We start from the raw sequence: 26945 nt of genomic DNA on the forward strand, positions 1-26945 counted from the left end.
CGCGGTAATCGTTTCTCCACATCCGGGCCTGGGGATGGATCGTCCATCCTTTGGCGCAGGCCTGGCGGCCGTTCGATTTCCGGACGGCCGTTTCGTTTTCGGCCGGTCGCAAGTGGCCCCTGCCGGTCGATCAGGTGCGCGTGCGGCCCGGCAGGCCGAGCGGCTGGCGTGTGGCCTGGGTTTTGCTCTACTAGGAGGGGGGCAAGTCCCGGCTGGTTTTGGCAGCGCCGTCGGGAGTAGGATGCATGAAATGCGTGAAGCGGGCGCAAGTCCCGCGAAGCAGGCGAAGCAAGACACAGAGCCGGTGAACCGGCCATCCTGGCCCGCATTGGGCGGGCCCCCGCAAGGAGACACGGAATGCAAGAAGCCAGCACACCGATGGACTGGTTTTCCCATCCAGACCATGACGCCAGCATCATGTCCGCCTGGGAGCACCTGATCGACGGTGGTGAGGCGAGCGCCGGCGAACTGCGCTGCGTGGTCGACGATTCCTGGCACCGGTGCCTGGTGGGCCGGGTTGATCCCGCTGCCGGCGCCGCGCCGCCGCCGCTTGACGAAAGCGGCCTGAGGGCGCGGCGGGAGAAGAACGATCGGCTGGTCAGTACCAGCCTGCCCCTGATACAGCAGACCCGCGAGTTTCTCTCGCAGACGGGCACCATCATGCTGCTGGCCGATCCTGACGGGATGATCCTCCAGCAGGAGGGCGACATGCGCATCGTCGAGCCCGCCGGGGAAGTCGGCCTGATTCCGGGCTGCGACTGGAAGGAGCTCAACTGCGGGACCAATGCCATCGGCACCGCGCTGGCCTTGCAACAACCTGTGCAAATCCACGGTGCCGAGCATTTCTGTGCCGGTATCAAGCGCTGGACCTGCTCGGCCACGGTCATCCGCGATCCGCTGGACGGCGCCGTGCTCGGCGTGATCGACGTCTCAGGCCTGGCGCAGACCTATAGCCGGCATAGCCTGGCGCTGACCGTGTCGCTGGCCGGCAGGATCGAAAGCCGGCTGGCCAAGCTGGCCATGGAGCGCCGCCTGCGCTTGCTGGATCGCTGCATGAGCCATTTCGCATCGGTGCGCAGCGATGGCGTGCTTGTCCTCGACGAAGGTGGGCGCCTGGTCAAGGCCAATCCGCAGGCGCCTTCGGCGCTGGCGCGGCTGGGCGTGAGCACGGTGCTGAACAGCGCTTTTTCCATCCCCGGCCTGGACGCCCGGGTGGCGCGCGCCGGATCCGGGCCGCTCCCAGAATGGCTCAAGCTGACCCGCTTCGAAGCGATCCGCGATAACGGTGACATGCTGGGTTTCGTGGTGGTGATTCCTGCCGCGCCGCATCGTCTTGCAGCGGGTGCTGCGGGCGTGCCGGCCATGCGGCCGGGCCCGGCGCCGGCGTTTTCCCGGATCGTCGGCAACGGTGCCGCCTTGCGCTCGGCCGTGGAGAAGGCGCAGCACCTGGCACCATCCAGGGTGCCGGTGCTGCTGCTGGGCGAGACCGGCGTCGGCAAGGAGTTGTTTGCGCAAGGAATTCACCAGGCCAGCGCTTGCGCGCAAGGCCCGTTCGTGGCGCTCAATTGCGGGGGGCTGTCGCGGGACCTGCTCGCAAGCGAACTCTTTGGCTATGCCGAGGGCGCGTTCACCGGCGCGCGCAGGTCGGGCGCAGCCGGCAAGATCGAGGCCGCCAACCGGGGGACGCTGTTTCTCGACGAGATCGGCGAAATGCCGCTTGACATACAGCCGCACCTGCTACGCGTGCTGGAGGAGGGGGAGATCTACCGGCTCGGCGAGAATACGCCGCGCAAGGTCAGTTTTCGCTTGGTCGCCGCCACCCACCGCAACCTGCGCGACGATGTGGCCGCGGGCAAGTTCCGCATGGACCTGTTCTACCGCATCGCCGTGACCAATATCGCGATACCGTCCTTGCGCCAGCGCAAGGACGACATCCCGGCCCTGGTCACGCACTGGCTTGGCCAGCTATGCGAGCGCTACGGCCTGCCGGTGGCATCGTTCGACGACGAGGCTTACCGATGCCTGCTTGCCTACGACTGGCCGGGCAATGTCCGCGAGTTGCGCAACGCGCTGGAGGGCTCCTTGCTGATGAGCGCGGGCGGCGTGATCACCGTGGACAAGCTGCCGCTCGAAATCAGCTCTGTGGGCACGCCAGGCGGCGTCAGCGGGCCAAAGGACATCGCCGGCAATGCGCCCGAGCCGGCTTGCTCGCTCGAGATGGCGGAATCGGAATCCATCCGCAAGGCCCTGGCGTACAGCGGCGGCAACCTGACCAGGGCCGCTTCGCGCCTTGGCATCGCGAAGAGCACCCTGTATGAGAAGATTCGGAAATACGGCTTGGGCGCCGCCCTGAGCGAAACACGCGGGCGGGCGACATAGCGCGTCATGCCCGACGTCGCCGGCGGCACTTCATCGAAGACCGGCGCTGCGTTGCCGCATGGGCGCAGGCCCGGCGATTACCTCACAGGTAGTCGCGCGGCGGCCCGGGCCGTGCTGTAATGCCGTCATGGACACCCTAACCCCCAGTTCCGAAACCGCCCTCGATTTCCCCGGCCTGCTGCGTTACTGGCGCGGCAAGCGCGGCTACAGCCAGCTTGCGCTGTCGCTGGCCGCCGGGGTATCGCAGCGGCATATCAGCTTCCTTGAATCCGGCCGCGCCCGGCCCAGCCGCGAAATGGTGCTGTCGCTGGCGGACCGGCTTGGCGTGCCGCTGCGCCAGCGCAACCGCCTGCTGCTTGCCAGTGGCTTTGCGCCGGCCTATACCGAGCACGGCCTGGCCGCGCCCGCGCTGCAGATGGTGCAGCAGGCGGTGGCGCTCATCCTGTCCAAGCAGGAGCCCTATCCCGCCGTGGTGCTGGACCGATTCTGGAACATGCTCGACGCCAACCAGGCATACCGCAACATGATTGGCCTGCTGCTGGGTGGGCGCGCACCGTCCAAGCTGGAGGAGGGCGGCGGGCGCATCAACCTGATGCTGACGGTCTTCAATCCGGACGGCTTGTGGCCGGTCATCGACAACGCGCGCCAGGTCGGGCGCTACCTGCTGCGGCGCGTGTGGCAGGAGTTGCAGACGCAGGCGCAGGACCAGACGGCGCGCGCGATCTTCGAGCGCATTGCAGACTGGCATCCCGATATGGTTGGCCCGGCCGGCGTCCCGCTGTTTGACGACGATGCCGCCGAGCGGACGCCGCCGCCGATGCTGCCGGTGGCGCTTGCCGCCGACGGTTTTCGCGCCTCCCTGTTCTCGACGCTGACCACGCTGGGCATTCCGCAGGACGTCACGCTGCAGGAGATGCGTATCGAGTGTTTCTTCCCGGCCGATGAGGCTTCACGCCATGCGCTCGAGGCGCTGTCGCAGTAGCCGGCGGCCTTGACCGGGATACCTCGTGCGCCATCAAACGGCTGAGAAAAGGAGCCTGCCAGCAGGCGAGTCATGGTGCGCTTGCTTGACGTTTGGGAGACTTCCTGAAATGAGAAGTTTTGTAGCTTCTTTGCTTTGGGAAATTTCCGAATGATTTGAATTGAAAAATTCTTAATAGAAATTTCCAATTCAGGCATGTCGGAAAGCTGCCTTGGAAATCCATGCTTCAACATCGCCTGGCGCGCCCGGCACGCGTAGCAAGACAGGCGGCCAGCGCGCGCGGGCGACAGCTTGCGCAGCGTGGTGTGCGACAATGCGCGTTGCTTTTTGGTCTACACGAGGGTCCGTCCATGTCCTTGCGCGCCTTTTTCCACGCTGCCGCCGTGCTGGTTGGCAGCAGTGTCTGTCTTGCCGCGTATGCCGAGCCTGTTGCTACGGTTCGCCCCGCCGCCACGGCGGGTTTATATGAATGCCAGGCTCCCAGCGGGGGTGTTGTCTTCCGTTCCACGCCGCGCGAAGGTTGCACCGTGCTGGCCGCGCCCGATCCTTCAGCGCCTGATCCGCAGCGCTGGCTGCCCCTGATGGGCGCCAACGGGGTGATCTCTTACTTCGACAAGACTTCGGTGCGACGGCGTGGTCCCGAGGTCGGTGTCGCGGTCATGCGCAACGCGCCGGCCGGCGTGATCCGCACCACCAGTGGCGAGCCGATCCGTTCCTCGCTCAAGCGCATGGTGTTCAATTGCGCCACATCCATGTATGCGGTGGTGGAGCAGACGCTCTACGCCAAGCGTTATGCGCGCGGCGAATCGCTGTACACCATCAGCGCCCCTCACGCTGGCATGCCGCAGCCTGCCAGCGCAGGCACTGTCCCCGGCGAACTGCTCGGCCGCTTGTGTCCTTGATGCCTGTGCCGGCACCCGCAGGCAGGCCGGATGTTGCGCTGCAGTGTCGATAGGCTGGCTGATGCGTCAACCCATTTGTCCCTTGCTTCGTTTTGGTAGTCACGAAGCGCAGGTGCCTAGCGCCACCAAGGGCTGCGGGCAGGCTTCTTTCCACAGCTGACCAGGAGGCTGATATGAAGAAGTGGATCGTGATGTTGACGCTGGCCATGTTTGGTGCGGGCGCTTATGCCCAGGCGTCGGCGCCTGCCGCGCCCGCGGCCGGCGACAAGCCAGCGGCGTCAAGCTCTGGCAAGATGACGAAGAAGCCGGCCAAGAAGAAAAAGAACCATGCGCCTCCTGATGCCGACAAGATGATGAATAAAGGCGCCTGAGCGCCGTTAGTGAAAGGCGACGGGCAGCCAGCGTGCCGGTGCGCGCGCTTGCTGTCGAGCTAGTTCGCCACGCCGCCTGTGCCCGCTGCGTCGCGCGTGAAGCGCGCGATGCAGCGGGCCCGGGTACCGATGCCCAGCGGCGCCATGCGCCATCCGGGGGGACTGGCATCGAGGCGGAACCCGATCGAGAGGCTACGGCCTCTCTTTTTTTGGGCGCGGCGGATCCATTCCGCATGATTCCAGTGCAGTGCACGATTTTGCAGGTGCGCAATGCGCCGTTCCGGTGCTGCCCACGTGCTCGCTACGCACGTTGACGCCGTGCGATCCATATCCTAGCGTTGCAGATTCGGGTGCTATCCCCATGTAGGACGCATGGACCAGCGGTCATGACGGCAGGCGGATTTTCGCCCGCCGCCTTGCCCAGCCGTGGTGGCGCCGCAGGGGAAATAGCTGAAGAAATGGCTGCGCCCCCAACGTGCCCTGCGAGGCACCAAGCGATGATCCGACGGCACGCCCAATGTGATGCCCGGGCTCGAGAGGCGCGCGGAAAGCGGCGTTTGGACGGCCGGGGTTTCAATTTGTTGCAAACGTTGCGTGATCGAAACGTGACTTTTTAGTCTCGAGTTGTTAAGGTCTTATTGCGCATTGCAGCAAGTCGGATACGCTCCGATACACCCAGGCACAAGTTCAGCACCCAATCAAAAGCGATGCGCCACGAGATCCCCCAAAGCCTCCCCAGGGTACGCGCTGGCCGGCATCCCGCCGTTGCTGTAGTCATCCCGGTCGCATGGTGGTCCGCCTTTTGCTGCGGTGCTTGATCGATCCCAACCGTCCAACTACGCCCGTCACTGGCATTCATGTCCGAAACTGCTACCTTGCCGACCGTCGAATTTATCCAGCGCCGTGCAGCGGCGCCTGCGAACACAAGCGCACTGCGCCTCGGCAGGTGGTTGTGCGGCGGCATGCTGGCAATGTGTGCCGTGGCGGCACACGCGTTCGACTTCGATACCGTGGCGGCGCGCGCGCGCCAGCTGGCCGCAAGCCCTTACAAAGCTCCCGTGCAGAATCTGCCAAGCGAATTGCGCGAGCTGCCGTACGAGCGCTATCGCGAGATCGAATACAAGCCAGAGCGTTTCCAGTGGCGCAATGCCAAGCTGCCGTTCGAGCTCTCCTTCTTTCACGAAGGCATGGTGTTCGACCAGCCGGTGCGCATCAATGAAGTGGTGAGTGGGAGCGCCCGCGAGATCCGCTTCGAGCCGTCTGCGTTTAACTACGGACCGCACAAGGTCGATGCCAGCAAGCTCAAGACCCTTGGCTTTGCCGGCTTCCGCGTGCTCTATCCGCTCAACGGCACCAAGGGCAAGGACGAAGTCGCTTCCTTCCTGGGCGCCAGCTATTTCCGCGCGCTGGGCAAGGACCAGTGGTACGGCTTGTCGGCACGCGGCCTGGCCGTGGATACCGGGCTCAATTCGGGCGAGGAGTTCCCGCGCTTCGTCGAGTACTGGATCGAGCGGCCGTCGCCGGCGGACAAGCAACTGACCATCTATGCGCTGATGGACTCGCGCCGCATGAGCGGGGCGTACCGGATCGTGATCCGGCCAGGCACGGAGACGGTCATGGAGGTGAAGTCGCGCTTGTTCACGCGCGAGAACGTCACCAAGCTTGGCCTGGCGCCGCTGACCAGCATGTTCCTGTTTGGCGAGAACCAACCTTCGTCGGTGCCGGACTACCGGCCCGAGGTGCATGACTCCGACGGGCTCTCGGTGCAGCTCGGCACGGGTGAGTGGCTGTGGCGGCCGCTGAGCAATCCCAAGCGCCTGCTGGTGACCTCGTTTGCCGCGACCAATCCGCAAGGGTTCGGCCTGATGCAGCGGGATCGCAATTTCAGCAGCTACCAGGAAATCGGCGCGTGGTACGAGCGTCGCCCGAGCGCCTGGGTGGAGCCTAAAGGCAACTGGGGCCCGGGCCGGGTCGAGCTGGTGCAGATCCCGACCCCGGACGAGACCAACGACAACATCGTGGCCTATTGGGTGCCTGACAACCCGCCCAAGCCCAAGCAACCTTTCGATTTCGAATATCGCCTGCTGTGGCAGAAGGACGGCGAGAAACAGCCGCCGCTGTCGTGGGTGACACAAACGCGGCGTGGCCAGGGCCTCAGCCGCAAGCAGGACGACACCAGTTTTTCGCTGGTGGTGGATTTTGAAGGCCCGGCCTTCAAGAAACTGGCCGCCGATACCCGGATCGATCCGGTGATCTCGGCCGACAGCAACGGGGAGCTGCTGAACACTTCGACGCAACGCAATGCGGCCACCGGCGGCTGGCGCATGACCATGGTCGTGCGCCGCAAGGACGAGAACAAACCGGTCGAATTGCGCGGCTATCTTCGCAACGGCAATACAACCCTATCTGAGACGTGGAGCTACATCTTACCCCCAGGCTAAAGCGGCGCACCGCTCCGGCGGCGGCATGCGAGCGCTATCTCGATCGCGTTCCTGTCTCGCCCGACCAGCGTCGCGAGCTGCTTAACAACGTCGCTGGCAGCGACGCCGCCGACACCGAGTCGGCCATGCATCTGCTGCAGCGAACACTCGCGGCCAAGGACGGCGAGCCATCCCCGGCGGGCGCGTCCTACGGCTCGGTGGGGCGCCGCCTCAACCTTGCCTATGGCGCCCCCCAGGCAGCGGGCGAGCCGCTGGTCCAGCGCCGCGACGATGGCACGGTGCATATCGACACGGGTCCCAAGCCCGAGCGCGCTTCGATGGTGCCGCGGGCATGGCCTCCGCACATCGTCACCGGCTTCCTGCGCAACCTGGGCCGGCGCATGCTGGGCCGCCCGCCTGTGCCGGAGACCTGGGACACGTTGCATGACGGTCCCGATGCCGAGGGCAAATGGCATCCGGCGGGCTCGCACCGGCGTTGGGTACTGCTCGGCCTGGTTGCCGGGCAGACCGCGCTGGCTACGTACTTCATGACCAAGGTGCTGCCTTATCACGGCACCGACCCGCTGGAGATCGCCGTGCTGGCGCTCTTCGCCATCCTGTTCTCGTGGGTGTCGGCAGGGTTCTGGACCGCCATGATGGGCTTCCTGGTGCTGGCCAAGGGCGGCGACCGCCATCTGATCTCGCGATCGGCCGCGGTGGATGGTCCCATCGCGCAGGAGGCGCGCACGGCGGTCATCATGCCGATCTGCAACGAGGACGTGACCCGGGTGTTTGCCGGACTGCGCGCGACCTATGAGTCGATGGAGCGCACCGGTGAGCTGGCGCGCTTCGATTTCTTCGTGCTGTCGGACAGCGGCAACCCGGACCTGCGTACCGCAGAGACCGACGCGTGGATGGAAACCTGCCGCGCGGTCAACGGTTTCGGCCGCATCTTCTACCGCTGGCGCCGCCACCGCGTGAAGCGCAAGACCGGCAACGTGGCGGACTTCTGCCGCCGCTGGGGCAGCGCCTATCGCTACATGGTGGTGCTGGACGCCGATAGCGTGATGAGCGGCGAATGCCTGACCACGCTGGTCAAGCTGATGGAAGGCAATCCGGGCGCTGGCATCATCCAGACCGCGCCGCTAGCCGTGGGCCGCGAGACCATGTATGCGCGCGTGCAGCAGTTTTCCACGCGCGTGTACGGGCCGCTGTTTACCGCCGGCCTGCATTATTGGCAACTCGGCGAATCGCACTACTGGGGCCACAACGCCATCATCCGCATCCAGCCGTTCATGGAGCATTGCGCGCTGGCGCCGCTGCCCGGCAAGGGTCCGCTGGCAGGAGAAATCCTCTCGCACGATTTCGTCGAGGCCGCCTTGATGCGCAGGGCCGGGTGGGGCGTGTGGATTGCCTATGACCTGGAGGGCTCCTATGAGGAACTCCCGCCGAACCTGCTCGATGAGGTCAAGCGCGATCGACGCTGGTGCCAGGGCAACCTGATGAACTTCCGCCTGTGGATGAAGCAGGGCTTCCACGCCGTGCACCGCGCGGTGTTCCTGACCGGTGTGATGGCTTATCTGTCGGCGCCGCTGTGGTTCCTGTTCCTGGTGTTGTCCACCATCATGCTGGCCAAGCACGCGCTGGTGCCGCCGGAGTACTTCACGCAGCCCTACCAGCTGTTCCCGACCTGGCCGGAGTGGCATCCCGAGAAGGCGCTGGCGCTGTTCTCGGCGACCGCCACGCTGCTGTTCCTGCCCAAGATCGCCAGCGTGGTGCTGCTGATGAAGGACTCGCGCAACTATGGCGGACCGTTGCGCCTGGTGCTGTCGATGCTGATTGAAGTCGTGATGTCGGCTTTGCTGGCCCCGGTCCGGATGCTGTTCCACACCAAGTTCGTGGTGGCGGCCTATAGCGGCTGGGGCATTACCTGGAAGTCGCCGCCGCGCGAAGATGCGCAGACCAGCTGGGGCGAGTCGTTCCGCCGCCACGGCATGCATACCTTGCTGGGCCTGGCGTGGGGCGGGCTGGTGCTGTGGCTGGACCCGAATTTTGTCTGGTGGCTGCTGCCGATCGTGGGTTCGCTGGCATGCTCGATTCCGCTTTCGGTCTGGCTGTCGCGGGTCTCGCTTGGCCGTGCGATGCGCGGGGCCAGGTTGTTCGTGACCCCGGAGGAGGCTACGCCCCCGCGCGAGATGGTGGCCATGCAGAAACACGTGGAGGCAGCGGGAGAGCCGCCGGCATTTATCGACGCCGTGGTCGACCCGGTGACCAATGCGCTGATGTGCGCGACCGGCTCGTCGCGCGTGGTGCAGCCACAGGCCACGCAACTGGAGCACGCCGCGCTGGTGCAGCAGGCCCTGAGCGCCGGTCCGGACGCGCTCACGGCTGCCCAGAAACACCTGCTGCTGGGCGATCCCTTTGCGCTGGCCCAGTTGCATGAACTGGTATGGGGCTCACCGCTGGCGCACGCACGATGGAAGGAAACCCGGGTGCTGCCCCGGCGCGCGGCCAACGTGGTGCCGTTGCGTCCAAGGCTCACCTGAACTTGCGCCGCGCCGGCGCGCCTGCTCCCGGCGGCAGGGCGCCGGGAGCCTGGCAGGAAATCCGAATAGGGTGGGCGCGGGAATAGAGAGGGTTTAGCGAGGGTCTAGCGCAGCGCCGAGGAGCAGATGGGCGCGTTGATGTAGACGTCGCCGACGCGGCGCTCGCCGCGCTCGTTGCGCGTCATGTAGCGGAACATCATGCTGACGCCCAGCTTGGTCAGGATTTCAACGTCCCGGTTTGCGCAGATATTGCGCTGCAGCGGCGCGGCGTAGCTGAGCTCGAAGCTGGCGAGGTCCAGCATGGGGCCTCGGTATTTGGTCAGCTCCAGCTGGAACAGGACATGTTTGCCAGGGACCGACTGGCAGCGGCGCAAGCGCGTCTCGCCATCGATCTCGATGGGCAGGGCATCGTTGAGCTGGCGGCAGGCGCGCGACAATATGTTGTCGGGCCGAGCGGTATTGCGCAGCAATTCGGGCACGCCGGCCGCGCCGGTGTTCTGGCCCGTGGCGGCGCCCTTGAGCATTTGTGCCAGGGCATCGGCCTCGTCCATTACGACAGGGGCAGGCGCAGAGGCTGCGGGCCTGGCTGGAACCGGTGCCGCGTGCGCGCACTGCGCCCACGGCAAACTAGCCGCGCCGGCGGCCAGGGTAAGAAGGACAGAAAGCAGTTTGTATCTTGTTCTCATGCAGGAAAACGTTGCCGGGAACCGCGCCAGCGGGTGGGTTCCCGCGGTGCGTCGGGCTGCGTGATCGCCCGCCCCGGGCGGCCGACAGGCTGGCATTGTACCCTTGGCTTTGCTGCCGTTGAAAGCCACGCACTCCTCCGATCCGCGGCGAAGCGAGGCCCGAAATCGCCGCGATGCCGCGGCATCGCCAGGCCTGTCATCACAGTTGCGCGCACCCGGTCGGACGCGCGCCTGCATCATCGCCGCGCGGCGTGCCGAGTGCGCGGCTTGTTACGCTATGCAACAATTACGTCTTTAGCCGCTCCCGCGCCGCTACGCCGTTAGCCGATTTGACGTGATTGGGCGCTGGTGGCCGTGCCGGCCGCCTGGTTGCTCCTCAGGATGTTTCGATGACCCGCTCCACCCGCGCCCCGCAATCCGGGCGCTTTCCGCTTTGGCTCCTGGTATGCGCTTCGCTTACCGCACTGGCGCCGCTTTCCATTGACATGTACCTGCCGAGTTTCCCCGCGCTGGCTGGGGATCTCGGGGTCGATATCGGCCGCGTGCAGCTCACGCTGGGGACCTTCCTGGTCGGGTTGGCGGTGGGGCAGGCATTCTATGGTCCGATCAGCGATCGCTATGGCCGCAAGCCGCCGCTCTACGTCGGCCTGGTAGCCTATGCGCTGGCCGCGGCCGGATGCGCGCTCGCGCACGACGTCGAGGCGCTGATGCTGTGGCGCTTCCTGCAGGCCCTGGGCGGCTGCGCTGGCATGGTGATGGCGCGTGCCGTCATTCGCGACCGGCTGGAAGCCCATGAATCCGCGCGTGCCTTCTCCTCGCTGATGCTGGTGATGGGGCTGGCGCCGATCCTGGCGCCCATCATCGGGGGGGCCGTGCTTGCAGCTTTCGGCTGGCGTGCCATCTTCTGGCTGCTGTGCGGCAGCAGCCTGCTGATCCTGTGGGTGGTCCACCGGTACATGGAGGAATCGCTCGATCACGCCAGCGCCATGCCATTGCGCCTGGGCCGCGTGCTCTCCAACTACGGCGAGTTGCTGCGAGATCGGGGTTTCGTCGGCTATTCGCTGTCGGCCGGCTGCGCGCAGGCGGGAATGTTTGCATACATTGCGGGCTCGCCGTTCGTGCTGATCGAGTTGCATGGCATCGATCCCTCCCATTACGGCTTCGTGTTCGGCGCCAACGCATTGGGCCTGATCGGCATGTCGCAGCTCAACGCGCGCCTGGTGCGCAACCGCACGCTCGACCACGTGCTGCGCGGCGCGCTGCTTGCGCCGTGCCTGGCCGGCCTCGTCCTGGCCGCGGCTGTGCTGGCCGGCCTGGCGCCGCTGCCGGTGCTGCTGGCGGGCTTCTTTGTGTTTATCGCCAGCCTCGGCTGCATCCTGCCGAACGCCTCGGCATTGGCCATGGCCCAGCAAGGCCATCGTGCCGGCACCGCTTCGGCACTGATGGGGACGCTGCAATTCTCCCTGGGTACCTTGGCCGGCGCCGCCGTCAGCTTCTGGCGGGACGGCAGCGCGCTGCCGCTGGCGGTGGTCATGGGCGTTTGCGGTACCGGCGCCGTGCTGATGCGAGCCTTTGGCCGTTCAGGCGCGACGGTCCAAAGCGCCGAATGATGCGGGCTCCTCTGGCGTAGCAGGGCGGCCAGGCTCAGCGTGGCTGCACGCTCCCATCGATACACGGCTAAGCGGCCGCGCTGTTTTGCAGCACCACCAGTTGGGCTGGCATTGGGGCGGCAAAGCCGGCCTCGCCAAAACTATCGCGGATCACGCGGTTGCTGTCGAAATACACCTGCCAGTAATGGTCGGTATGGCAGTACGGACGTACCGCGAGCACCGGCCCCACCAGGGTGAACTCGATAATCTCCACGTCGGGCGGCGGCTCGGCCAGGACGTTGGGCAGCGTGGCCAGCCTCTCCTTGAGCAGGATGACGGCCGCGGCCACGTCGGTGCTGCCGGCCAGTTGGGCCTTGAGCTCGACCCGGCGGTACGGGTTGGCGCTGAAGTTCTGGATTGTGTCCGCAAAGACCTTGTTGTTGCCGACCACGGTCAGGACGTTGTCTGGCGCGTCGAGCGTGGTGGCAAACAGGCCGATCTCCCTGACGGTGCCGGTCACCCCGCCTATGGTGACGAAATCCCCGACCTTGAAGGGCCGCAGCACCACCAGGAAAGCGCCTGCCGCGAAGTTGGACATCAGCCCCGACCACGCCATGCCGATGGCGATGCCGGCCGCCGCGATCAGCGCGGCAAAGCTGGTGGTCTGGATGCCGAAGTAACCCAAGATGCCGATCACCAGCACGATATTCAGGGTCACCGTGACGATGGAGCCGACATAGCGCAGCAAGGTCGGGTCGACCTTCTGCTTGGTCAGGGACCCCTGCACCATCCGCACCACGACGTGGATCAGCCACCGGCCAACCACCCAGAAGACGAGGGCGGCGATGACTTTGAACCCGACTTCCGTTGCATAGGCGACGACAACATCCTGGTACTTCTGCAGCGTTGTAGCATCCATCGCGTTTCTCCCTTGCTGGCTCGGCAGGTACACAGGCAAGTAACAACATGCAGCGGATGCCCGGGCGCGTCGGGGGCGGGGCGCGAAGGCGGGCAACGCATTATTGCTACGCAGCGAGCGGAAGTTCAAGCACAAAATGGCCGCGAAGGGCGCAGCGCGCCACTTGCGGCCATGCGGCGGGAGGTGGGGCAATGGGGGGCGCAAGGGCGCCATTGCCCTGCGCGCCAGGCCTTACCAGTTGGTTTCGCGTTCCGGCGTGGCCGAGATGCGATGCAGCGACAGGTCCGCGCCGTTGTATTCCGATTCAGCGTCAAGCCGGATGCCAACCACCTTCTTGAGCGTGCCGTACACCACGGTGCCACCCACCAGGGCGATCACGATGCCGAGCAGGGTGCCGATGAGCTGAGCGCCCAGCGAAATACCGCCGATGCCGCCGAGCGCCTGGGTGCCGAAGATGCCGGCGGCAATGCCGCCCCATGCGCCGCACAGCCCGTGCAGCGGCCAGACGCCCAGCACGTCATCGATATGCCATTTGTTCTGGGCCAGCGTAAACAGGTAGACGAAGAGCCCGCCTGCGATCGCGCCGGTCAGCAGTGCGCCTAGCGGATGCATCAGGTCCGAACCCGCGCAGACCGCCACCAACCCGGCCAGCGGGCCATTGTAGGCAAAGCCCGGATCGTTGCGGCCGGCTGCCCAGGCCGCCAGGGTGCCGCCGGCCATGGCCATCAGGGAGTTGATGGCCACCAGCCCGCTGATCTTGTCGACGGTTTGCGCGCTCATGACATTGAAGCCGAACCAGCCTACCGCCAGCACCCATGCGCCCAGCGCCAGGAACGGGATGTTAGAGGGCGGGTGCGCGCTGATGCGGCCGTCTTTCTGGTAGCGGCCGCGGCGCGCGCCCAGCAGCAGGATGGCGGGAAGCGCGATCCAACCGCCCATGGCGTGGACCACGACGGAGCCGGCGAAGTCGTGGAATGGCGCGCCCGCGACCGAGGCGATCCAGTCCTGCACCCCGAAGCGGTTGTTCCAGGCGATGCCCTCGAAGAAGGGGTAGACCAGGCCAACCAGCACGAAGGTTGCCACCAACTGCGGATTGAAGCGCGAGCGCTCCGCAATCCCGCCAGAAATAATCGCCGGTATGGCGGCGGCGAACGTGGCCAGGAAAAAGAACTTCACCAGCTCATAGCCGCTCCTCTCCGCCAGCGCGTGGGCGCTGGTGAAGAACTCGACCCCATAGGCCACGGTGTAGCCAATAAAGAAATAGGCGATCGTGGAAACGGCAAAATCCACCAATATCTTGACCAGTGCATTGACCTGGTTCTTCTTGCGCACCGTGCCCAGCTCCAGGAACGCAAAGCCCGCGTGCATGGCGAGCACCATGATCGCCCCTAGCAAGATGAACAGGGCATCGGTGCCGCTCTTCCATTTGTCCATACAATCCTCAATGCGCAAAATGGGAGCACACGGATGCAAAAAGCGTACCAGTCTGGGGCGTGGCGGCCAGGATTCTGCACCGTGTTGGTGGGTTTTGCACCGGATTGTCGCGCTCGATGGGACGCGGTGCGGATTGCGAAGCAGGATCCGGGAAGCGATCCGTCATGCGATGGGGATGCCAGGTGCGTGAGGCTTGCGCCAAAATGATGCAATGCTTCGTTTTGGGGCGCGCGCCTGTCGGCTAATGCACCATAATGGTTCTTCGTGTCAGGGCCGTCCGCAGCCATCTGCATGCCGCCCATCTGGCCGGTAAGGTGCTCTCCAGGGCGGCACGGTGCGCGCAGGAATGGCCTGGCCTTGTTCAAGCGGCGCATTGCATCCCGTACGCGCATTCGAATGACCATTACCCTTGATGACCGCATTTGAAAGCACGGAAAAGGAGGGGTAAATTCCCCGCAAAGGCGCTTGACTCAAGGATTTGCGGCTTTTTTCGTTGCATTGGTGCCACTGGGGATTGCCCAATGCGTAAAGCGCGGATTAGACTGCGCCGATCGGTAATTTGCCGCGTGGCAGACACTCCGATCAAGACGACCAACAAGGGAAATCAGCCATGAATAAAGGTGAACTGGTATCTGCCATCGCCGCTGACGCGGAACTGAGCAATGCTGCAGCGGAGCGCGCGCTGAATGCCGCTCTGGACAACATTAAGAAGGCGGTTGCCAAGGGTGATTCGGTAACGCTGGTGGGCTTCGGCAGCTTCAGCTCCGGCAAGCGTGCTGCGCGTACCGGACGCAATCCGCGTACTGGCGAGACCATCAAGATTCCGGCCGCCAAGACGGTCAAGTTCTCTGCCGGCCAAGGGTTCAAGGACGCTGTGAACAAGAAGAAATAAGTAGTCCGCGCCCCAGGCGCAAACAAGAAGGCGGCCCGTTGGGCCGTTTTTTTATTGGTGCCGGGGTGCTTTTCGACCTTCTCGGGGGCAAGGCAGGGCGATCGTTCCGGGTTAAACTGCCGATCGTCGGCGCCAGCCTTTCGACCCGCACCGCGGGTCGGCCCGGCCGCTTCCATATTCCGGATTCTCATCATGAATGACCTGTCCCACCAGCTTTCCATGACCGTGCTGATGACGCCGGACATGGCTAATTTCTCCGGCAATGTCCACGGCGGCACCATCCTCAAGTACCTCGACATGGTGGCCTACGCCTGTGCCAGCCGCTATGCCGGGCGCTATGTGGTCACGCTGTCGGTCGACCAGGTCGTGTTTCGCCAGCCCATCCACGTGGGTGAACTGGTGACGTTCCTGGCGGCAGTCAACTTTACCGGCCGCAGTTCCATGGAGATCGGCATCAAGGTGATCACGGAGAACATCCGCAGCAAGCTGGTTCGCCATACCAACAGCTGCTACTTCACCATGGTGGCGGTGGACGACAATGGCGCTCCCGCCGAAGTGCCGCCGCTGGTGCCCCGCGACGAAGTCGAGCGCCAGCGCTTTGCCGCGGCCCAGCTGCGCCGCCAGTTGCGCCAGGAAATGGAAAAACGGCACGATGAAATCACCGGCACGGTGTCCTGAGGTGGGCAGCATGGCCATGCAATCCGGGCACACCCATCGCGTTTCCCGTAGGCCGCTGTGGCCCCTGGCGGGCCTGAGTGGCCTGCTGGCGGCGCTGGCGCTGCTGGCGCCGGCCGCGCATGCTGAGGAAATCGGCAGCGTGAGCACCAATTTCCGCATGACCGGCTCCGACAAGGTGGTGATCGAAGCCTATGACGACCCGCTGGTCGAGGGCGTGACCTGTTACGTGTCGCGTGCCCGCACCGGCGGCATCAAGGGCTCGCTGGGCATGGCCGAAGACCCGCCGGAAAGCTCCATCGCCTGCCGCCAGGTCGGGCCGATCACGTTCAAGGGGCCGCTGCGCCAGCAGGACAATGTGTTTTCCGAACGCATGTCGATCCTGTTCAAGACCTTGCACGTGGTGCGCGCGGTCGACCGCAAGCGCAATACCCTGGTCTACCTGACCTACTCGGACCGCATCGTTTCCGGCAGCCCGCAGAATAGCGTGACAGCCGTGCCGGTGGCGGCGGACACGCCGATTCCGGTCAAGTAGGCATCCGTATCCAGATATAACGCCACGACAAATCCATCATTCCAATCCGGAGAAGACAGCATGAGTGAGCAAGGCAAGGTTGCGCTGGTGACGGGCGCGGCCCGCGGTATCGGCAAGGCGGTGGCGCAGGCGCTGCTCGTGGCAGGCTACCGGGTGGTGTTTGCCGGGCGTACCGCCGAGCCGCTCGAGGTGCTGGTCGCGCAAGCCAAGGCCGAGGGCCATACGGCGCTCGCCGTGCAGTGCGACGTCAGCGACCCGGCTTCGGTGGAGCGGCTCTTCGCCCAGATCCGCGACCATTTCGGCCGGCTCGACGTGCTGTTCAACAACGCCGGCATCAATGCGCCGGCGGTGTCGATCGATGAACTGTCTGTTGCGCAATGGAAGGCGGTGCTGGACACCAACCTGACCGGGGTGTTCCTGTGCTCGCGTGCCGCCTTTGCGCTGATGAAGTCGCAGAGCCCGCGTGGAGGCCGCATCATCAACAACGGCTCGATCTCGGCGCACGCGCCGCGTCCCAACACGGTGCCGTACACGGCCACCAAGCACGCCATTACCGGGCTGACCAAGAGCCTCTCGCTGGATGGCCGCGCCTTTGACATCGCTTGCGGGCAGATCGATATCGGCAACGCCGCCACCGACATGGCCTCGCGCATGGCGCGCGGCGTGCCGCAAGCCAACGGCGAGATCGCGCCCGAGCCGCTGATGGACGTGGCGCATGTGGCCAGCTCGGTGGTTCACATGGCCAACCTGCCGCTGGATGCGAATGTGCAGTTCATGACCGTGATGGCCACCAAGATGCCCTTCGTCGGGCGCGGCTGAACATGGCGCAACCGCCTGGCCGGCCTCGCGGCGGCCAGGCGGCTCCCGCTATTTGACCGCCAGCGCCTCGCTTTCGGCCCGGCAGTCGCCGGTCGGCTTCAGGCCCTTGGCGCGGACTTGCGCAACCTCCGCCTTGGCTGCCGCAAGATCCGCACGGAAGGTGGGGTCGGCTTGCAGGCGCGCCACGGTAGCTGCGCCCATGATGCGGCCCTGCGTCGCATCGCTTTGCCAGTGCACATTGCAGACCAGCCGGCTTTGGCCATAGGCCAGCCCGCGTGCCAGGATCGCATTGGACTGTTGCGGCGCGATTTCCGCCAGGATCAGCGCCCATGCCCAGCCGATGGCGTTATGGCCCGAAGGGTAGGAGCCATCCTTGGAAAGCATGGCTTCCTCGGCAGGCGTGCAACTCGGCTGCTGGTTGACCATGAACGGCCGGGCGCGCGCATATTTGTCTTTCACGCCGTACGTCGATAGTCCCGCATCGGCCAGGGTCCGGCGCAGCAACAGGTAGAGCCGGGGCGTCTGCTCTTGTGATATCGGCGCATCCAGCGCGCACGAAAAAATCCCCGCGGCCTGCGGGAATTTGAGGTTGGCGTCGAGCGTGGCCTGGCGGTAGCGCGCCGTGTCCCGCAGGGGCTGGTTGCCGCGCGCGATCTCGTCGTCCAGGGCTTGCGCCGCGGAGCCGGGCGCGGGCGGCGGCGGCACCAGGGCGAGGCTATCGGGCCGTGCGTCCGCTGGCAGGTAGCCGGCGAGAATGCCGGGCCGTATCTCCGGCACCGCAGCCGCGGTGCCGCCCTGGCCCTGGCTGGCACAGCCCGCAAGGAACAAGGCGGCGCCCAGCATGGACAAGCCGGCGAGCCGGTTGCTGGATGGCGTGACATGTTTGGTGGATGAGTGTGCTTGCATCTGTTGGTCGTTTCCATGGTCCCCGTAGGACCGGCGTGGTACCGGTAAGCAGGCGGCCATGCTCCCGTTCACGGCCGCCCGGGTGATCTTGTCCATGTCCTGCGCGCGTGCTCAGGCTTCGAACATCTTGCGCAGTGTCGACTTCAGGATCTTGCCGTTGGCATTGCGCGGCAGCATGTCGGGGCAGAAGACGATCCGCACCGGCACCTTGAAGGCCGCCAGCCGCTCGCCCACGAACGCCTGCAGTTCTGCCTCGGTGGCTTGCGCGCCTGGCTTCAGGCTGACCACGGCCGCGGGCTCTTCGCCCAGCGTGCGGTGGGGGATGCCGACCAGTGCCGCGTCCATGACCGCGGGGTGGCCGTACAGCGCGCTTTCTACCTCGATGCTGTAGATGTTCTCACCGCCGCGGATCAACATATCCTTCATGCGGTCGACAATATAGACAAAGCCTTCCTCGTCCAGCCGTGCGATGTCGCCGGTCTTGAGCCAGCCGTCGATAAACGTTTGTGCGGTGGCTTCCGGCTTGTTCCAGTAGCCGCGCACCACGTTGGCGCCGCGCACCATCAGTTCGCCGGTCTCGCCGGTGGGCAAGCTGCGCCCGCGCCCGTCCACCACTTTCATCTCGCCGATGGGCAAGGCCGGGCCGCCGCTTTCGGGGCGCTCCACATACTCTTCGGCGCTGTGGCTGGTGAAGGTGGCCGAGGTCTCGGTCATGCCCCAGCCGATGCCGGGGGCCGAATGCGGGAACACTTCCTTGATGCGGCGCACCAGTTCGGCCGATGCGGGCGCACCGCCGTAGTTGACGTTTTCCAGCGAGGACAGGTCGAAGCGTTCGCGCTCCGGATGCTCGATGATCTGCCAGGCGATGGTGGGCACGCCGCCGGCCGCCGTGCAACGCTCGCGCTCGATCAGCCCCATGGCGCGCACCGCGTCCCAGCGGCGCATCAACACGATCTTGCTGCCGCTGGCAAGCGCGCCGTTCAGCACCGCCATGCAGCCGGTAACGTGGAAGAACGGTACCGACAGCAGCATGCCCTTTTGCGGCGCGGCCGGATCGGGCGCGGGAATCGGCTCGCCGCTGCGCAGGCAATTGCGCATCGGGCTGAACGCGCCCGCCACGGCCACGTTGGTGGCGTTGCGGTGGGTGCCGAGGGCGCCCTTGGGCTTGCCGGTGGTACCTGACGTATAGAAGATGGTAGCGTCGTCGTCGGCGTCGATGGCCACAATGGGCACCGGCAGTTCGGGCAGCGATGCCCATTGCTCGGGCGTGCCGATCAGGCTCTCCAGCGCGCTGATGCGTGCGTCGCTGGCTGGTGCACCGGCGCGGCTGACGTAGATTTTCTCCAGCGCGGGGCAGCCTGGCAGGTGCTCGATGATGCGGCCCAGGCGTTCATCGTCAACGATGGCGATCTTGCTGCCGGAATCGGCCAGGCCGTACTCCAGTTCTGCCCCGGTCCACCAGGCGTTGAGTGGCGTGACGATCGCGCCTGTCAGCAAGGCGCCGTAGAAGACGGCCGGCCATTCCGGCAGGTTGCGCATGGCCAGCGCCACGCGGTCGCCCTTCTTCACGCCATCGCGGATCAGCGCATGCGCGATGGTGAGCGCGGCGCGGGCGAACGCATCGTACGAGACACGTTCGTCTTCATAGACCACGAAGGTCTTGTCGCCCAGCGTGCGGGCTTGCAGGAACAGGTCGCGCAGCGTGGGCGGCGCGTTTTTCCAGACGACGGTGGTAATGCCCCGGATCACGCGCGTTTCAGTTTCGAAAGGGGCGCCGGGCGCGGTAAGGCGGGCGTGGGCCTCGGCCAGGCTGATAGCCGGCCAGGTCGTAGCGGTTTGCGGATTGTTCGACATCGGTGCCTCCCTGACTGCATGGCAGGATGGGCAACGCTCTGGCATGCCGGCGCGGCAGCTTGCCCGCAGGCCGCGCCTGCCCGGTGTGGCGGGCGGCAACGCATGCGGGCACGAAGTGCCCCGGCTCAGGCCTCAGGCCTCAGGCCTCAGGCATTGGGCCTGAGGCCGGGAGCGAGCCCGGAACGGGAACAGCAGGTGTGGCGCGGCTCAGATCGTGACGCCGCCGTCCACCACTATGGCCTGGCCGGTCATGAAGGTGCTGGCCGAGGAGGCCAGGAACACCGCGGCGCCGGCAATCTCCACCGGCTCGCCGATGCGGCGCAGGGGCGCGCCTTGCGTCGACAGCTTGTAGCGCTCCGGATCTTCCCACAGCGCCTTGGCGAAATCGGTGCGGATCAGGCCAGGGGCGATGCAGTTCACGCGCACGTTGCTCGGGCCGAACTCCACCGCCAGGTTGCGCGCCAGTTGGAAGTCGGCTGCCTTCGACACGTTGTACACGCCGATGGTGGGCGAGCCGCGCAGGCCGCCGATGGACGACACGATGATGATCGAGCCGTCCTTGCGCTCAAGCATCTGCGGGGCCACCATCTGGATCAGCCAGTGGTTGGAGATGACGTTGTTGTCCAGCACCTTGCGGAACTGCTCGTCGGTCACGCCGCTCATCGGGCCGTAGTAGGGGTTGGAGGCCGCGTTGCAGACCAGTACGTCGATCTTGCCGAACGTGCTGTTGGTCTGGTCGACCAGGCGCTGCAGGTCTTCCTTGGAGGAGATATTGGCGGGCACGGCAATCGCGGTGCCGGCGCCGTGCTTGGCATTGATGGCATCGACGACTTCCTGGCAGGCCTCGGCCTTGCGCGAGGAAATCACCACTTTGGCTCCCTGCACCGCCATCTGCTCGGCGATGGCGCGGCCGATGCCGCGAGAAGAGCCGGTGACGACGGCAACCTTGCCGGTCAGGTCGAACAATGACATGCGTGTCTCCTGGTGTCCTGGTCCTCGCGGGGCGGGACCAGATGATCTTTAAAGGGCGCTATTGAATCTGCATCCTGGCAGCACCGCCCGGCGCGCATTCTGCACAGCGGTTCATGCAGGGGCTTGTCAGTACCACAGTGCTACCGGCCGGTACATTATGGTTGGGAGGCATGGCTCAGTCCACAAGCAAATCGGCAGTCGCCCCGGCTTATCAGAGAATTTTCTGTTGGCAATTCATTCGGTGCATGACGTCAGCAAGACTGCGGCATGATGTCCGCACCCACAAACGGCGAACAGGCCGCAACAGGCCGAAAGGGCCACAAAGGACGAGGTAAGCGTTTCATGCTTTGGCAAATCAGGGATACCGAGGTCTACCTGCTGGGTGTGATCCACGTGCTGGATGCGCCGTTGCCGGCGCTGGCGCCGGCCGCGGAGCGCGCGTATCGGGCTTCGGCGCGGGTGGTCTTCGAGGTGGCGCTGGACCAGCCGCCGGACTTCGGGCCGGCGTATTTCCCGGACGGCGATGGTCTTAGCCGCCATCTAAAGCCTGCTACCTTCGAGCAGGTGCAGGCGCTTTGGCTGGATTTCGGCCTGCCCGGCCCGGAACTGGAGCGCCTGCGCCCCGTGTTCGCCGCGATGCACCTGCAGTTCGCGGTGGCCGCCAGGCACGGCATCCTGGCGCAGCATGGCGTCGATCGTTTTTTGTGGTCGCGCGCCGTTGTCGACGGGCGAACGACGGATGCGCTGGAGGATGGCACCGAGGCGTTGCGGATGTTGCAGTGCGTGCCGCTGGCGGAGCAGGTGTCGATGCTGGCTTTCTTCGCCGAGCAGCCGGAGCTGGCCGCGGCGGAGCCGGCGGATATGGTGCGCTGGTGGCGGCAAGGGCAGGCCGGGCCGTTTGGCGCGCTGCTAGCGCAGCGTCGCGCGCAATGGCCCGACACGCTGGCGGTGCTGGTCGATGCACGCAACCAGCAGTGGATGCCAAAGATCCAGGCGCTGATCGCGGATCGGGTGCCGACCCTGATCGTGGCCGGTGCCCTGCACATGGTGGGGGATGCGGGGCTGCCGGCGCTGCTGGGGGCCGCCGGCTTCGAATTGCTGCCTGAACCCTGGTGAGCCAACGGCTAGCTGTTGCGACGCGCCTCGATCAGCGCGGGCAGCATCTGCGCCAATTGCGCCTGGCCAGCGGGATCCAGCACCAGCCCGAAGCGATCCCCCAGCGCCTCGACGATGGCAGCCGGCGTTTCCAGATGCTGGCGCTGCACGCTGCCATCGGCCGCGCGCACGGCAAAGTCGCCGTTGACCAGCGTCAGCCGGGTGTCGCCCTGCGAGCGCGCCAGGGTCAGGGCGTTGCGGAACAGGCTTTCGGGATGGGTGGAGGTGTACCAGTTGCGCGGCTCGAAATCGACGGCCTGCTGGGGCGAAAGATCGAACTGGTAGAGCTTGAACCAGGCGCTTGCGCCCTTGACCTCCAGGTCGTAGACGTGAAAGGCCGCCCCTGTCGTCTCCACGCTGATCAGGCGGTACGGAAACGACGGATCGGCTTGCTCCGCCTGCGGTAGCGGCATGGCCCGATATGGGGTAGGGCCGCCAAAGCCTACGTCCACGATATAGCTGTGATGCGCGGCCTCCACGCGCAGCAGCATGTGCGATTGCATGGTGGGCACGTCTTCCGGCACGTTCCAGCGCACCCGCGCGGCGAGCGGCGTGACCACGTAGCCAAGCGCGCGCAGCGCGGCGGCAAGCAGGGTGTTTTGCTCGAAGCAGTAGCCGCCGCGTGCATTGGCGACCAGCTTGTCGAACACCGCATCCACGCTGATCTTGATCGGGCGCTGCAGCAACACGTCGACATTTTCAAAGGGAATATGCGCCAGTTGCGCGGCGATCAGGCTGTCGAGCGTAGCGAGGTCCGGCTGGCTCGGCAGCGGATGGCCGATGCGGCTGAGATAGGCGTGCAGGCGGGTGTCGTCGAGTGAGGTCATGGCGAAGGATGTTTGGCTTGTGCTGCCCGCGCAGGCTGTAAGGATCGGAAAGGGCGGCGCTGTCAGGTGAGCGCCAGCAATGCCGGCAGGTCGATCAGCTCGATGTCGGCGTAATGCAGCCGCAATAGCCCGCGCGCTTCGAGCTCGCGCAGGGCCTGGTTGACGGTCTGGCGCGACAGCCCGAGCATCTGCCCGAGTTGTTCCTGCGGGATATGCACGGAGCGGCTCTCCAGCCCGGGCAGGTCGCCGTAGGCCTGCGCGATGGCCACCAGCCGGCGCCCGGTGCGCGCCAGGGGAGGCAGCAACTGCGTTTCTTCCACGTAGTGGAAGGCCTCGCGGGTCTTGGCGGCGAGCAGCTTGCCGAACTCGCGCCACCATTCGGGATGTATGGACAGCACCGCGTAGAGCTTGTCGCGCTGCAGGTGCAGCACGGTGGCCGCGCTGGTGGCATGGGCGTCGTGCGTGCGCTCCAGCCCGTCGAACAGGCAAATCTCGCCAAACCAGCTCCCCGGCCCCAGCAGGCCGAGCAAAGCGGCCTTGCCGGACTCGCTGTGGGTGTCGATCTGCACCGTGCCGGCGATCACGCCGTAGATGCCGTCGAAGGCGTTGCCGCGGGTAAACAGTAGCTGGCCGGGGGCCAGCTTGCGCGTGGCCGCGTCCCGCAGCAGGGCGTCTTGCATGGCCGCCGGCAAGGCGCCAAACCAGCTCCCGCCGCGCACGGCGTGCAACGGGTCCAGGGCCGGCTCCTGCTGGTCGCGGGTTGCCAGGCGCATGATGGTCTCCTTGATCGATGCCCTTGCGGACTGTCAAAAACCGGACAGACGGGCTTTTTCCTGCCTATTAATATACGGCCACAACGCGTAGCCACAATACGTGGTCACAAATACGCCGCCACAAATAACGCAGCCACAAATAACACGGCCACAAATAACACGGCCACAAATAACACGGCCACAACGACGCCCCGGCAGGAGACCCCGTGAAGACACTGATCGACCACCTGGCTAACTACGCAGCCTATCACCGCGACGCGCGCAATGTGTTCAGCCATTTCATCGGCATTCCCATGATTGTGCTGGCTGTGACCACGTTGCTGGCCCGCCCGGCCATGCCGCTTGGCGATGGCGCGGGATACCTGACGCCGGCGATGGTCGTGTATGGGCTGTCCTGCCTGTTCTACCTGCGCCTGTCGGCGGGGTTCGGGCTGGCGATGACGGCGATCCTGGCTGGGTTCGTCTACGTCGGCGGCGCCATCGCCGCGCTGTCCACCGGCGCGTGGCTGGCCTGGGGCATCGGGTTGTTTGTGGCGGGCTGGCTCATCCAGTTCGTCGGCCACTACTACGAAGGCCGCAAGCCGGCATTTGTGGATGACCTGGTCGGCCTGCTGATCGGGCCGCTTTTCCTTGTCGCGGAAGTGGCCTTTGCGATGGGCCTGGCGCGGGACACCCGCGAGGCCATCAGCGGCCACACGCAGTGATAGCCGGCGTACTAGCCGCCGTGCGCCAGCAGCCAGTCGCGCAGTTGCAAGACCTTGTCGTCGGGCGGCAGGCCGCGCCGGTGGACGAAATAATAGGCCTTGCGATTGTCGATCTGTGCCGGCAGCGTGGCTAGCGGTACCACCAGCCGGCCCTGCGCCAGTTCCTCGGTGATCAGAATGCGTGGGATCAGCGCCACGCCGATGCCGGCGGCCGCCGCCTGCGCCAGCATGGTGTAGAGGTCGTAGCGCGGGCCGCGCAAGGCCTGTGCCGGCAGCGCCGCGCCCGCGGCCGCGAGCCAGTCGCTCCAGGCGCGCAAGCGCGTGTTCAGGTGCAGCAGCGGCAATTCCAGCAACTGATCCAGGTCCAGGCGCTTGCGGCGCCCCAGCAGGGCGGGGCTGCACACCGGCACCGACGGGCCTTCCTGCAGGATCCGCTCGCCCTGCGTGCCGGGCCACAGTCCTTCACCGTAGTAGATGGCCGCGTCGAACGCGGTATCGCTGAGCTCGAACGCCTCGGTGCGCGCCGAGAGATGCAGCGTGAGATCGGGCAAGGCGCGCGCTAGCTGCGGCAGGCGCGGGATCAGCCACTGGCTGGCAAAGGTGGGCCCGATGGCCAGTTCGATGGCGCGCCCGCGCGGGCGCTGGGCCATCACATCCAGCGTCACCTGCTCGATCTGGTCAAGCCGTTCGCGGACTTCTTCGGCATAGGTCCCGCCGGCCGGGGTCAGCACGATGCGCTTGCGGATGCGGTGAAACAGCGGCACGCCGAGCCGTGCTTCCAGCCCCGCGATCTGCCTGCAAACCGCGCTCTCTGTCACCGCCAGCTCGTCGGCTGCGCGGGTAAAGCTGCCCAGGCGCGCCGCGGCCTCGAACATCTGCAGTGCCGTGAGGCTGGGAATGCCCTTGCGCATAATGCGTTTTTGGAAGGAAGTTGGTGCGAAGTTATCAATTGTACGAACTCTGCCGCAGTCGCACAATAAGCCCCATCCGGAGGCCGTCGGCCCCCGCTATCCCCCGAAAACAAACGCATTCCAGCGCATTGACCATGACGAAGCCGAATCTGCAACGCCTCCTCGAGACCGTTTGTGGCGAAACCCAAGCAGCCGAGTTGCTGCAATTGATGAATGTTTCCCCGCAACTGCTTTCTTCTACCAGCGAACAGGCCAGCCGTGCCGAAGTGGCGCAGGCGCTCAATATGGTGTTGTTCGCCGGCATTCTCGAGCGCGTGCCGACCGGCATGGCCTATACCCGCGACGTGATCCAGGCGGGCGGGCAAGTGGTGTTCGACCACGGCGCGCTGCGCACGGTGAAGTGGGATTGCGGCAGCCTGCCCTCGGGCGAGATCGCTTTCACCCGCATCCTGGGGCCGCTGGGCTACCGCCTCAACGGCACCTATCCGCTCGAGCGCATCGGCATGACCGGGCGCTCCTACGCGCATGCCGACCTGCCTGACGACATCGCCCAGTACTTCCTGAGCGAGCTGCATCCCGAGCGTTTCAGCGCCGATTTCCAGGCTGCCGTGTCGCGCGTGGTGTCGGAATCCGCTGATCCGCTCGGCGACGAGGCCGTGGCGCAACTGGCCCTGCTGGAGCGCGATGCGAGCCTGCCGATGGCCGATGCGGCGCGCCTGGTGCCGCAACTGGCGGCCTGCTTCGCCCGCCACCATGCCGAGCCGGCGCTGGCCGACTATGAATTGCTGCTGAAGGAATCGGCCGAGATGGCCTGGATTTCCACCGAGGGCAATGCCTTCAACCACGCCACCGACCGCGTCGCGGATGTGCGTGCCGTGGCAGACGCGCAGCGCAGCCTGGGCCGCCCCATCAAGGATTCGGTGGAAGTGTCGCGCTCCGGCCGGGTCCTGCAAACGGCATTCAAGGCCGATCCGGTGGAGCGCGGGTTTGTCGGCGCCGACGGCGTGGTGGTCAAGCGCACCGTGCCGGGCTCGTTCTACGAGTTCATCACGCGCGACTTCGTGCCCGCGACGGAGGCTGCAGCCGGCACGCTGGACCTGTCGTTCGATGCCGGCAATGCGCAGGGCATCTTCAAGATGACCGCAGCCTGCTGAAGCCGGTAAGGCGGCAATAGGACAAGGCGGCAATAGGACAAGGGCCGGCTCGTCCGGCCTTTTTTTGGCTTATGGCTGGCCAGCGGGCAAGCGCAGGCAGGCCAACAACCCGCCCAGCTCGCTGCTGCCGAGCTCCAGTCCCCCTTCATACAGGGCCGCCATCTCGCTGACGATGGCCAGGCCCAGTCCGCTGCCGGCAGCGGACTCATCCAGCCGCCCAAAGCGTGCGGTAGCCAGCTCGCGGGCCTCGGCCTGCATGCCCGGGCCGTCGTCTTCCACTACGACCTCAAGCATGCCGCCGCGCTCGGCGAGCTGGACGAGAACGCGCGAGCGAGCCCATTGGCAGGCGTTGTCGAGCAGGTTGCCGAGGATCTCGATCAGGTCCTGGCGGTCGCCGGCAAAGTGCCCGTTGCCTTCCACCCGGATATCGATCTCGCGCCCGCTGTGCAGGCGGGTCAGCGCGCGCGCCAGCTCGCCTGCCGCGGGGCCGGCTTCGATGCGCGCCCCGCGCGTGCTCGCCGCCCCTGCCGCCCGTGCGCG

General features: G+C 65.8%; 24 protein-coding genes. 14 read left to right on the top strand and 10 right to left on the bottom strand.

The features are described 5' to 3' along the window. Positions 1 to 357 precede the first annotated feature (357 nt). From ACGLHR_RS21650 to mdoH, 6 genes are all read left to right on the top strand, one after another. A complete protein-coding gene (locus ACGLHR_RS21650; RefSeq protein WP_400096290.1) occupies positions 358 to 2379 on the top strand; it encodes a sigma-54-dependent Fis family transcriptional regulator in 2022 nt (673 codons plus the stop codon). 127 nt (positions 2380 to 2506) lie between these two features. Beyond that, complete coding sequence (locus ACGLHR_RS21655; protein WP_400096291.1) at positions 2507 to 3361, top strand: helix-turn-helix domain-containing protein; 855 nt, start codon at positions 2507 to 2509, stop codon at positions 3359 to 3361. Between the two features lie 350 nt (positions 3362 to 3711). Then, the gene (locus ACGLHR_RS21660; protein WP_400096292.1) at positions 3712 to 4263 is read left to right on the top strand and encodes a surface-adhesin E family protein; all 552 of its coding nucleotides are present in this window, start codon (positions 3712 to 3714) and stop codon (positions 4261 to 4263) included. A 173-nt stretch (positions 4264 to 4436) separates the two neighbouring features. Then, positions 4437 to 4634, top strand: coding sequence for a hypothetical protein (locus ACGLHR_RS21665; RefSeq protein ID WP_318232263.1), 198 nt, complete (start codon positions 4437 to 4439; stop codon positions 4632 to 4634). Positions 4635 to 5491: 857 nt separating this feature from the next. Beyond that, positions 5492 to 7075 carry a glucan biosynthesis protein G gene (locus ACGLHR_RS21670; RefSeq protein WP_400096293.1) on the top strand — a complete coding sequence of 528 codons (1584 nt, stop codon included), beginning with the start codon at positions 5492 to 5494 and terminating at the stop codon, positions 7073 to 7075. Beyond that, positions 7048 to 9600 (top strand): glucans biosynthesis glucosyltransferase MdoH, encoded by a 2553-nt coding sequence (mdoH, locus tag ACGLHR_RS21675; RefSeq protein ID WP_400096294.1) that lies wholly within the window; start codon positions 7048 to 7050, stop codon positions 9598 to 9600. Before ACGLHR_RS21670 ends, mdoH begins: the two co-directional genes overlap by 28 nt. Positions 9601 to 9704: 104 nt before the next feature. Here the strand turns inward: mdoH and ACGLHR_RS21680 are convergent, their stop codons facing one another. Next, complete coding sequence (locus ACGLHR_RS21680; RefSeq protein WP_400096295.1) at positions 9705 to 10151, bottom strand: hypothetical protein; 447 nt, start codon at positions 10149 to 10151, stop codon at positions 9705 to 9707. Positions 10152 to 10675: 524 nt separating this feature from the next. On the opposite strand from ACGLHR_RS21680, the gene ACGLHR_RS21685 reads away from it, so the two are divergent. After that, positions 10676 to 11896 carry a Bcr/CflA family multidrug efflux MFS transporter gene (locus ACGLHR_RS21685; RefSeq protein ID WP_400096296.1) on the top strand — a complete coding sequence of 407 codons (1221 nt, stop codon included), beginning with the start codon at positions 10676 to 10678 and terminating at the stop codon, positions 11894 to 11896. Positions 11897 to 11963: 67 nt separating this feature from the next. Here the strand turns inward: ACGLHR_RS21685 and ACGLHR_RS21690 are convergent, their stop codons facing one another. Both ACGLHR_RS21690 and ACGLHR_RS21695 read right to left on the bottom strand, forming a co-directional pair. Continuing rightward, positions 11964 to 12794, bottom strand: a complete 831-nt coding sequence (locus tag ACGLHR_RS21690) for a mechanosensitive ion channel family protein (RefSeq protein ID WP_400096297.1) — start codon at positions 12792 to 12794, stop codon at positions 11964 to 11966. 231 nt (positions 12795 to 13025) lie between these two features. After that, positions 13026 to 14228 carry an ammonium transporter gene (locus ACGLHR_RS21695; RefSeq protein ID WP_400096298.1) on the bottom strand — a complete coding sequence of 401 codons (1203 nt, stop codon included), beginning with the start codon at positions 14226 to 14228 and terminating at the stop codon, positions 13026 to 13028. 610 nt (positions 14229 to 14838) lie between these two features. Between ACGLHR_RS21695 and ACGLHR_RS21700 the strand changes: the two genes are divergently transcribed. The 4 genes from ACGLHR_RS21700 to ACGLHR_RS21715 all read left to right on the top strand — a co-directional run bounded on the left by ACGLHR_RS21700 (position 14839) and on the right by ACGLHR_RS21715 (position 17149). Then, complete coding sequence (locus ACGLHR_RS21700; RefSeq protein WP_017226623.1) at positions 14839 to 15120, top strand: HU family DNA-binding protein; 282 nt, start codon at positions 14839 to 14841, stop codon at positions 15118 to 15120. 192 nt (positions 15121 to 15312) lie between these two features. Beyond that, on the top strand, positions 15313 to 15798 hold the full coding sequence (locus ACGLHR_RS21705) for an acyl-CoA thioesterase (protein ID WP_043355051.1): 486 nt from the start codon (positions 15313 to 15315) through the stop codon (positions 15796 to 15798). Between the two features lie 16 nt (positions 15799 to 15814). Then, entirely contained in the window at positions 15815 to 16330 is a 516-nt protein-coding gene (locus ACGLHR_RS21710; protein ID WP_400096309.1) for a CreA family protein, read from the top strand. A gap of 60 nt (positions 16331 to 16390) precedes the next feature. Next, positions 16391 to 17149 (top strand): SDR family oxidoreductase, encoded by a 759-nt coding sequence (locus ACGLHR_RS21715; protein ID WP_400096299.1) that lies wholly within the window; start codon positions 16391 to 16393, stop codon positions 17147 to 17149. 48 nt (positions 17150 to 17197) lie between these two features. Here ACGLHR_RS21715 and ACGLHR_RS21720 read toward each other — a convergent pair whose 3' ends face one another. The 3 genes from ACGLHR_RS21720 to ACGLHR_RS21730 form a co-directional block, all read right to left on the bottom strand. Next, complete coding sequence (locus tag ACGLHR_RS21720; protein WP_400096300.1) at positions 17198 to 18055, bottom strand: phosphatase PAP2 family protein; 858 nt, start codon at positions 18053 to 18055, stop codon at positions 17198 to 17200. A 111-nt stretch (positions 18056 to 18166) separates the two neighbouring features. Continuing rightward, positions 18167 to 19909: a class I adenylate-forming enzyme family protein gene (locus tag ACGLHR_RS21725; protein ID WP_400096301.1), complete on the bottom strand. Its 1743-nt coding sequence runs from the start codon at positions 19907 to 19909 to the stop codon at positions 18167 to 18169. 207 nt (positions 19910 to 20116) lie between these two features. Further along, positions 20117 to 20881 (bottom strand): SDR family oxidoreductase, encoded by a 765-nt coding sequence (locus ACGLHR_RS21730; RefSeq protein ID WP_400096302.1) that lies wholly within the window; start codon positions 20879 to 20881, stop codon positions 20117 to 20119. A 342-nt stretch (positions 20882 to 21223) separates the two neighbouring features. On the opposite strand from ACGLHR_RS21730, the gene ACGLHR_RS21735 reads away from it, so the two are divergent. Next, positions 21224 to 21997, top strand: coding sequence for a TraB/GumN family protein (locus ACGLHR_RS21735; RefSeq protein WP_400096303.1), 774 nt, complete (start codon positions 21224 to 21226; stop codon positions 21995 to 21997). An 8-nt stretch (positions 21998 to 22005) separates the two neighbouring features. Here ACGLHR_RS21735 and ACGLHR_RS21740 read toward each other — a convergent pair whose 3' ends face one another. Next, on the bottom strand, positions 22006 to 22863 hold the full coding sequence (locus ACGLHR_RS21740; RefSeq protein WP_400096304.1) for an arylamine N-acetyltransferase: 858 nt from the start codon (positions 22861 to 22863) through the stop codon (positions 22006 to 22008). A 62-nt stretch (positions 22864 to 22925) separates the two neighbouring features. Further along, positions 22926 to 23636, bottom strand: coding sequence for a Crp/Fnr family transcriptional regulator (locus tag ACGLHR_RS21745; protein ID WP_400096305.1), 711 nt, complete (start codon positions 23634 to 23636; stop codon positions 22926 to 22928). 206 nt (positions 23637 to 23842) lie between these two features. On the opposite strand from ACGLHR_RS21745, the gene ACGLHR_RS21750 reads away from it, so the two are divergent. Further along, entirely contained in the window at positions 23843 to 24340 is a 498-nt protein-coding gene (locus ACGLHR_RS21750) for a DUF962 domain-containing protein (RefSeq protein WP_400096306.1), read from the top strand. An 11-nt stretch (positions 24341 to 24351) separates the two neighbouring features. On the opposite strand, the gene ACGLHR_RS21755 is transcribed toward ACGLHR_RS21750, so the two are convergent. Beyond that, positions 24352 to 25251, bottom strand: a complete 900-nt coding sequence (locus tag ACGLHR_RS21755; protein WP_400096307.1) for a LysR substrate-binding domain-containing protein — start codon at positions 25249 to 25251, stop codon at positions 24352 to 24354. A 134-nt stretch (positions 25252 to 25385) separates the two neighbouring features. Between ACGLHR_RS21755 and ACGLHR_RS21760 the strand changes: the two genes are divergently transcribed. Then, positions 25386 to 26405 (top strand): DUF1338 domain-containing protein, encoded by a 1020-nt coding sequence (locus ACGLHR_RS21760; RefSeq protein ID WP_318232279.1) that lies wholly within the window; start codon positions 25386 to 25388, stop codon positions 26403 to 26405. A gap of 69 nt (positions 26406 to 26474) precedes the next feature. Here ACGLHR_RS21760 and ACGLHR_RS21765 read toward each other — a convergent pair. Next, positions 26475 to 26945, bottom strand: a 471-nt coding sequence (locus ACGLHR_RS21765) for an ATP-binding protein (RefSeq protein WP_400096308.1), incomplete at its 5' end; no start/stop codon positions are given.

The organism is Cupriavidus sp. CuC1 (genome assembly GCF_044627735.1).
Lineage (GTDB): Bacteria > Pseudomonadota > Gammaproteobacteria > Burkholderiales > Burkholderiaceae > Cupriavidus > Cupriavidus ulmosensis.

Coding starts and splice junctions, on each gene's coding strand:
- ACGLHR_RS21725 (WP_400096301.1), bottom strand. CDS start 19,909: ATGTCGAACAATCCGCAAACCGCTACGACCTGGCCGGCTATCAGCCTG.
- ACGLHR_RS21690 (WP_400096297.1), bottom strand. CDS start 12,794: ATGGATGCTACAACGCTGCAGAAGTACCAGGATGTTGTCGTCGCCTAT.
- ACGLHR_RS21695 (WP_400096298.1), bottom strand. CDS start 14,228: ATGGACAAATGGAAGAGCGGCACCGATGCCCTGTTCATCTTGCTAGGG.
- ACGLHR_RS21680 (WP_400096295.1), bottom strand. CDS start 10,151: ATGGACGAGGCCGATGCCCTGGCACAAATGCTCAAGGGCGCCGCCACG.
- ACGLHR_RS21655 (WP_400096291.1), top strand. CDS start 2,507: ATGGACACCCTAACCCCCAGTTCCGAAACCGCCCTCGATTTCCCCGGC.
- ACGLHR_RS21720 (WP_400096300.1), bottom strand. CDS start 18,055: ATGCAAGCACACTCATCCACCAAACATGTCACGCCATCCAGCAACCGG.
- ACGLHR_RS21660 (WP_400096292.1), top strand. CDS start 3,712: ATGTCCTTGCGCGCCTTTTTCCACGCTGCCGCCGTGCTGGTTGGCAGC.
- ACGLHR_RS21665 (WP_318232263.1), top strand. CDS start 4,437: ATGAAGAAGTGGATCGTGATGTTGACGCTGGCCATGTTTGGTGCGGGC.
- ACGLHR_RS21700 (WP_017226623.1), top strand. CDS start 14,839: ATGAATAAAGGTGAACTGGTATCTGCCATCGCCGCTGACGCGGAACTG.
- ACGLHR_RS21685 (WP_400096296.1), top strand. CDS start 10,676: ATGACCCGCTCCACCCGCGCCCCGCAATCCGGGCGCTTTCCGCTTTGG.
- ACGLHR_RS21670 (WP_400096293.1), top strand. CDS start 5,492: ATGTCCGAAACTGCTACCTTGCCGACCGTCGAATTTATCCAGCGCCGT.
- ACGLHR_RS21755 (WP_400096307.1), bottom strand. CDS start 25,251: ATGCGCAAGGGCATTCCCAGCCTCACGGCACTGCAGATGTTCGAGGCC.
- ACGLHR_RS21710 (WP_400096309.1), top strand. CDS start 15,815: ATGCAATCCGGGCACACCCATCGCGTTTCCCGTAGGCCGCTGTGGCCC.
- ACGLHR_RS21735 (WP_400096303.1), top strand. CDS start 21,224: ATGCTTTGGCAAATCAGGGATACCGAGGTCTACCTGCTGGGTGTGATC.
- ACGLHR_RS21705 (WP_043355051.1), top strand. CDS start 15,313: ATGAATGACCTGTCCCACCAGCTTTCCATGACCGTGCTGATGACGCCG.
- ACGLHR_RS21740 (WP_400096304.1), bottom strand. CDS start 22,863: ATGACCTCACTCGACGACACCCGCCTGCACGCCTATCTCAGCCGCATC.
- ACGLHR_RS21760 (WP_318232279.1), top strand. CDS start 25,386: ATGACGAAGCCGAATCTGCAACGCCTCCTCGAGACCGTTTGTGGCGAA.
- ACGLHR_RS21650 (WP_400096290.1), top strand. CDS start 358: ATGCAAGAAGCCAGCACACCGATGGACTGGTTTTCCCATCCAGACCAT.
- ACGLHR_RS21745 (WP_400096305.1), bottom strand. CDS start 23,636: ATGCGCCTGGCAACCCGCGACCAGCAGGAGCCGGCCCTGGACCCGTTG.
- ACGLHR_RS21715 (WP_400096299.1), top strand. CDS start 16,391: ATGAGTGAGCAAGGCAAGGTTGCGCTGGTGACGGGCGCGGCCCGCGGT.
- ACGLHR_RS21730 (WP_400096302.1), bottom strand. CDS start 20,881: ATGTCATTGTTCGACCTGACCGGCAAGGTTGCCGTCGTCACCGGCTCT.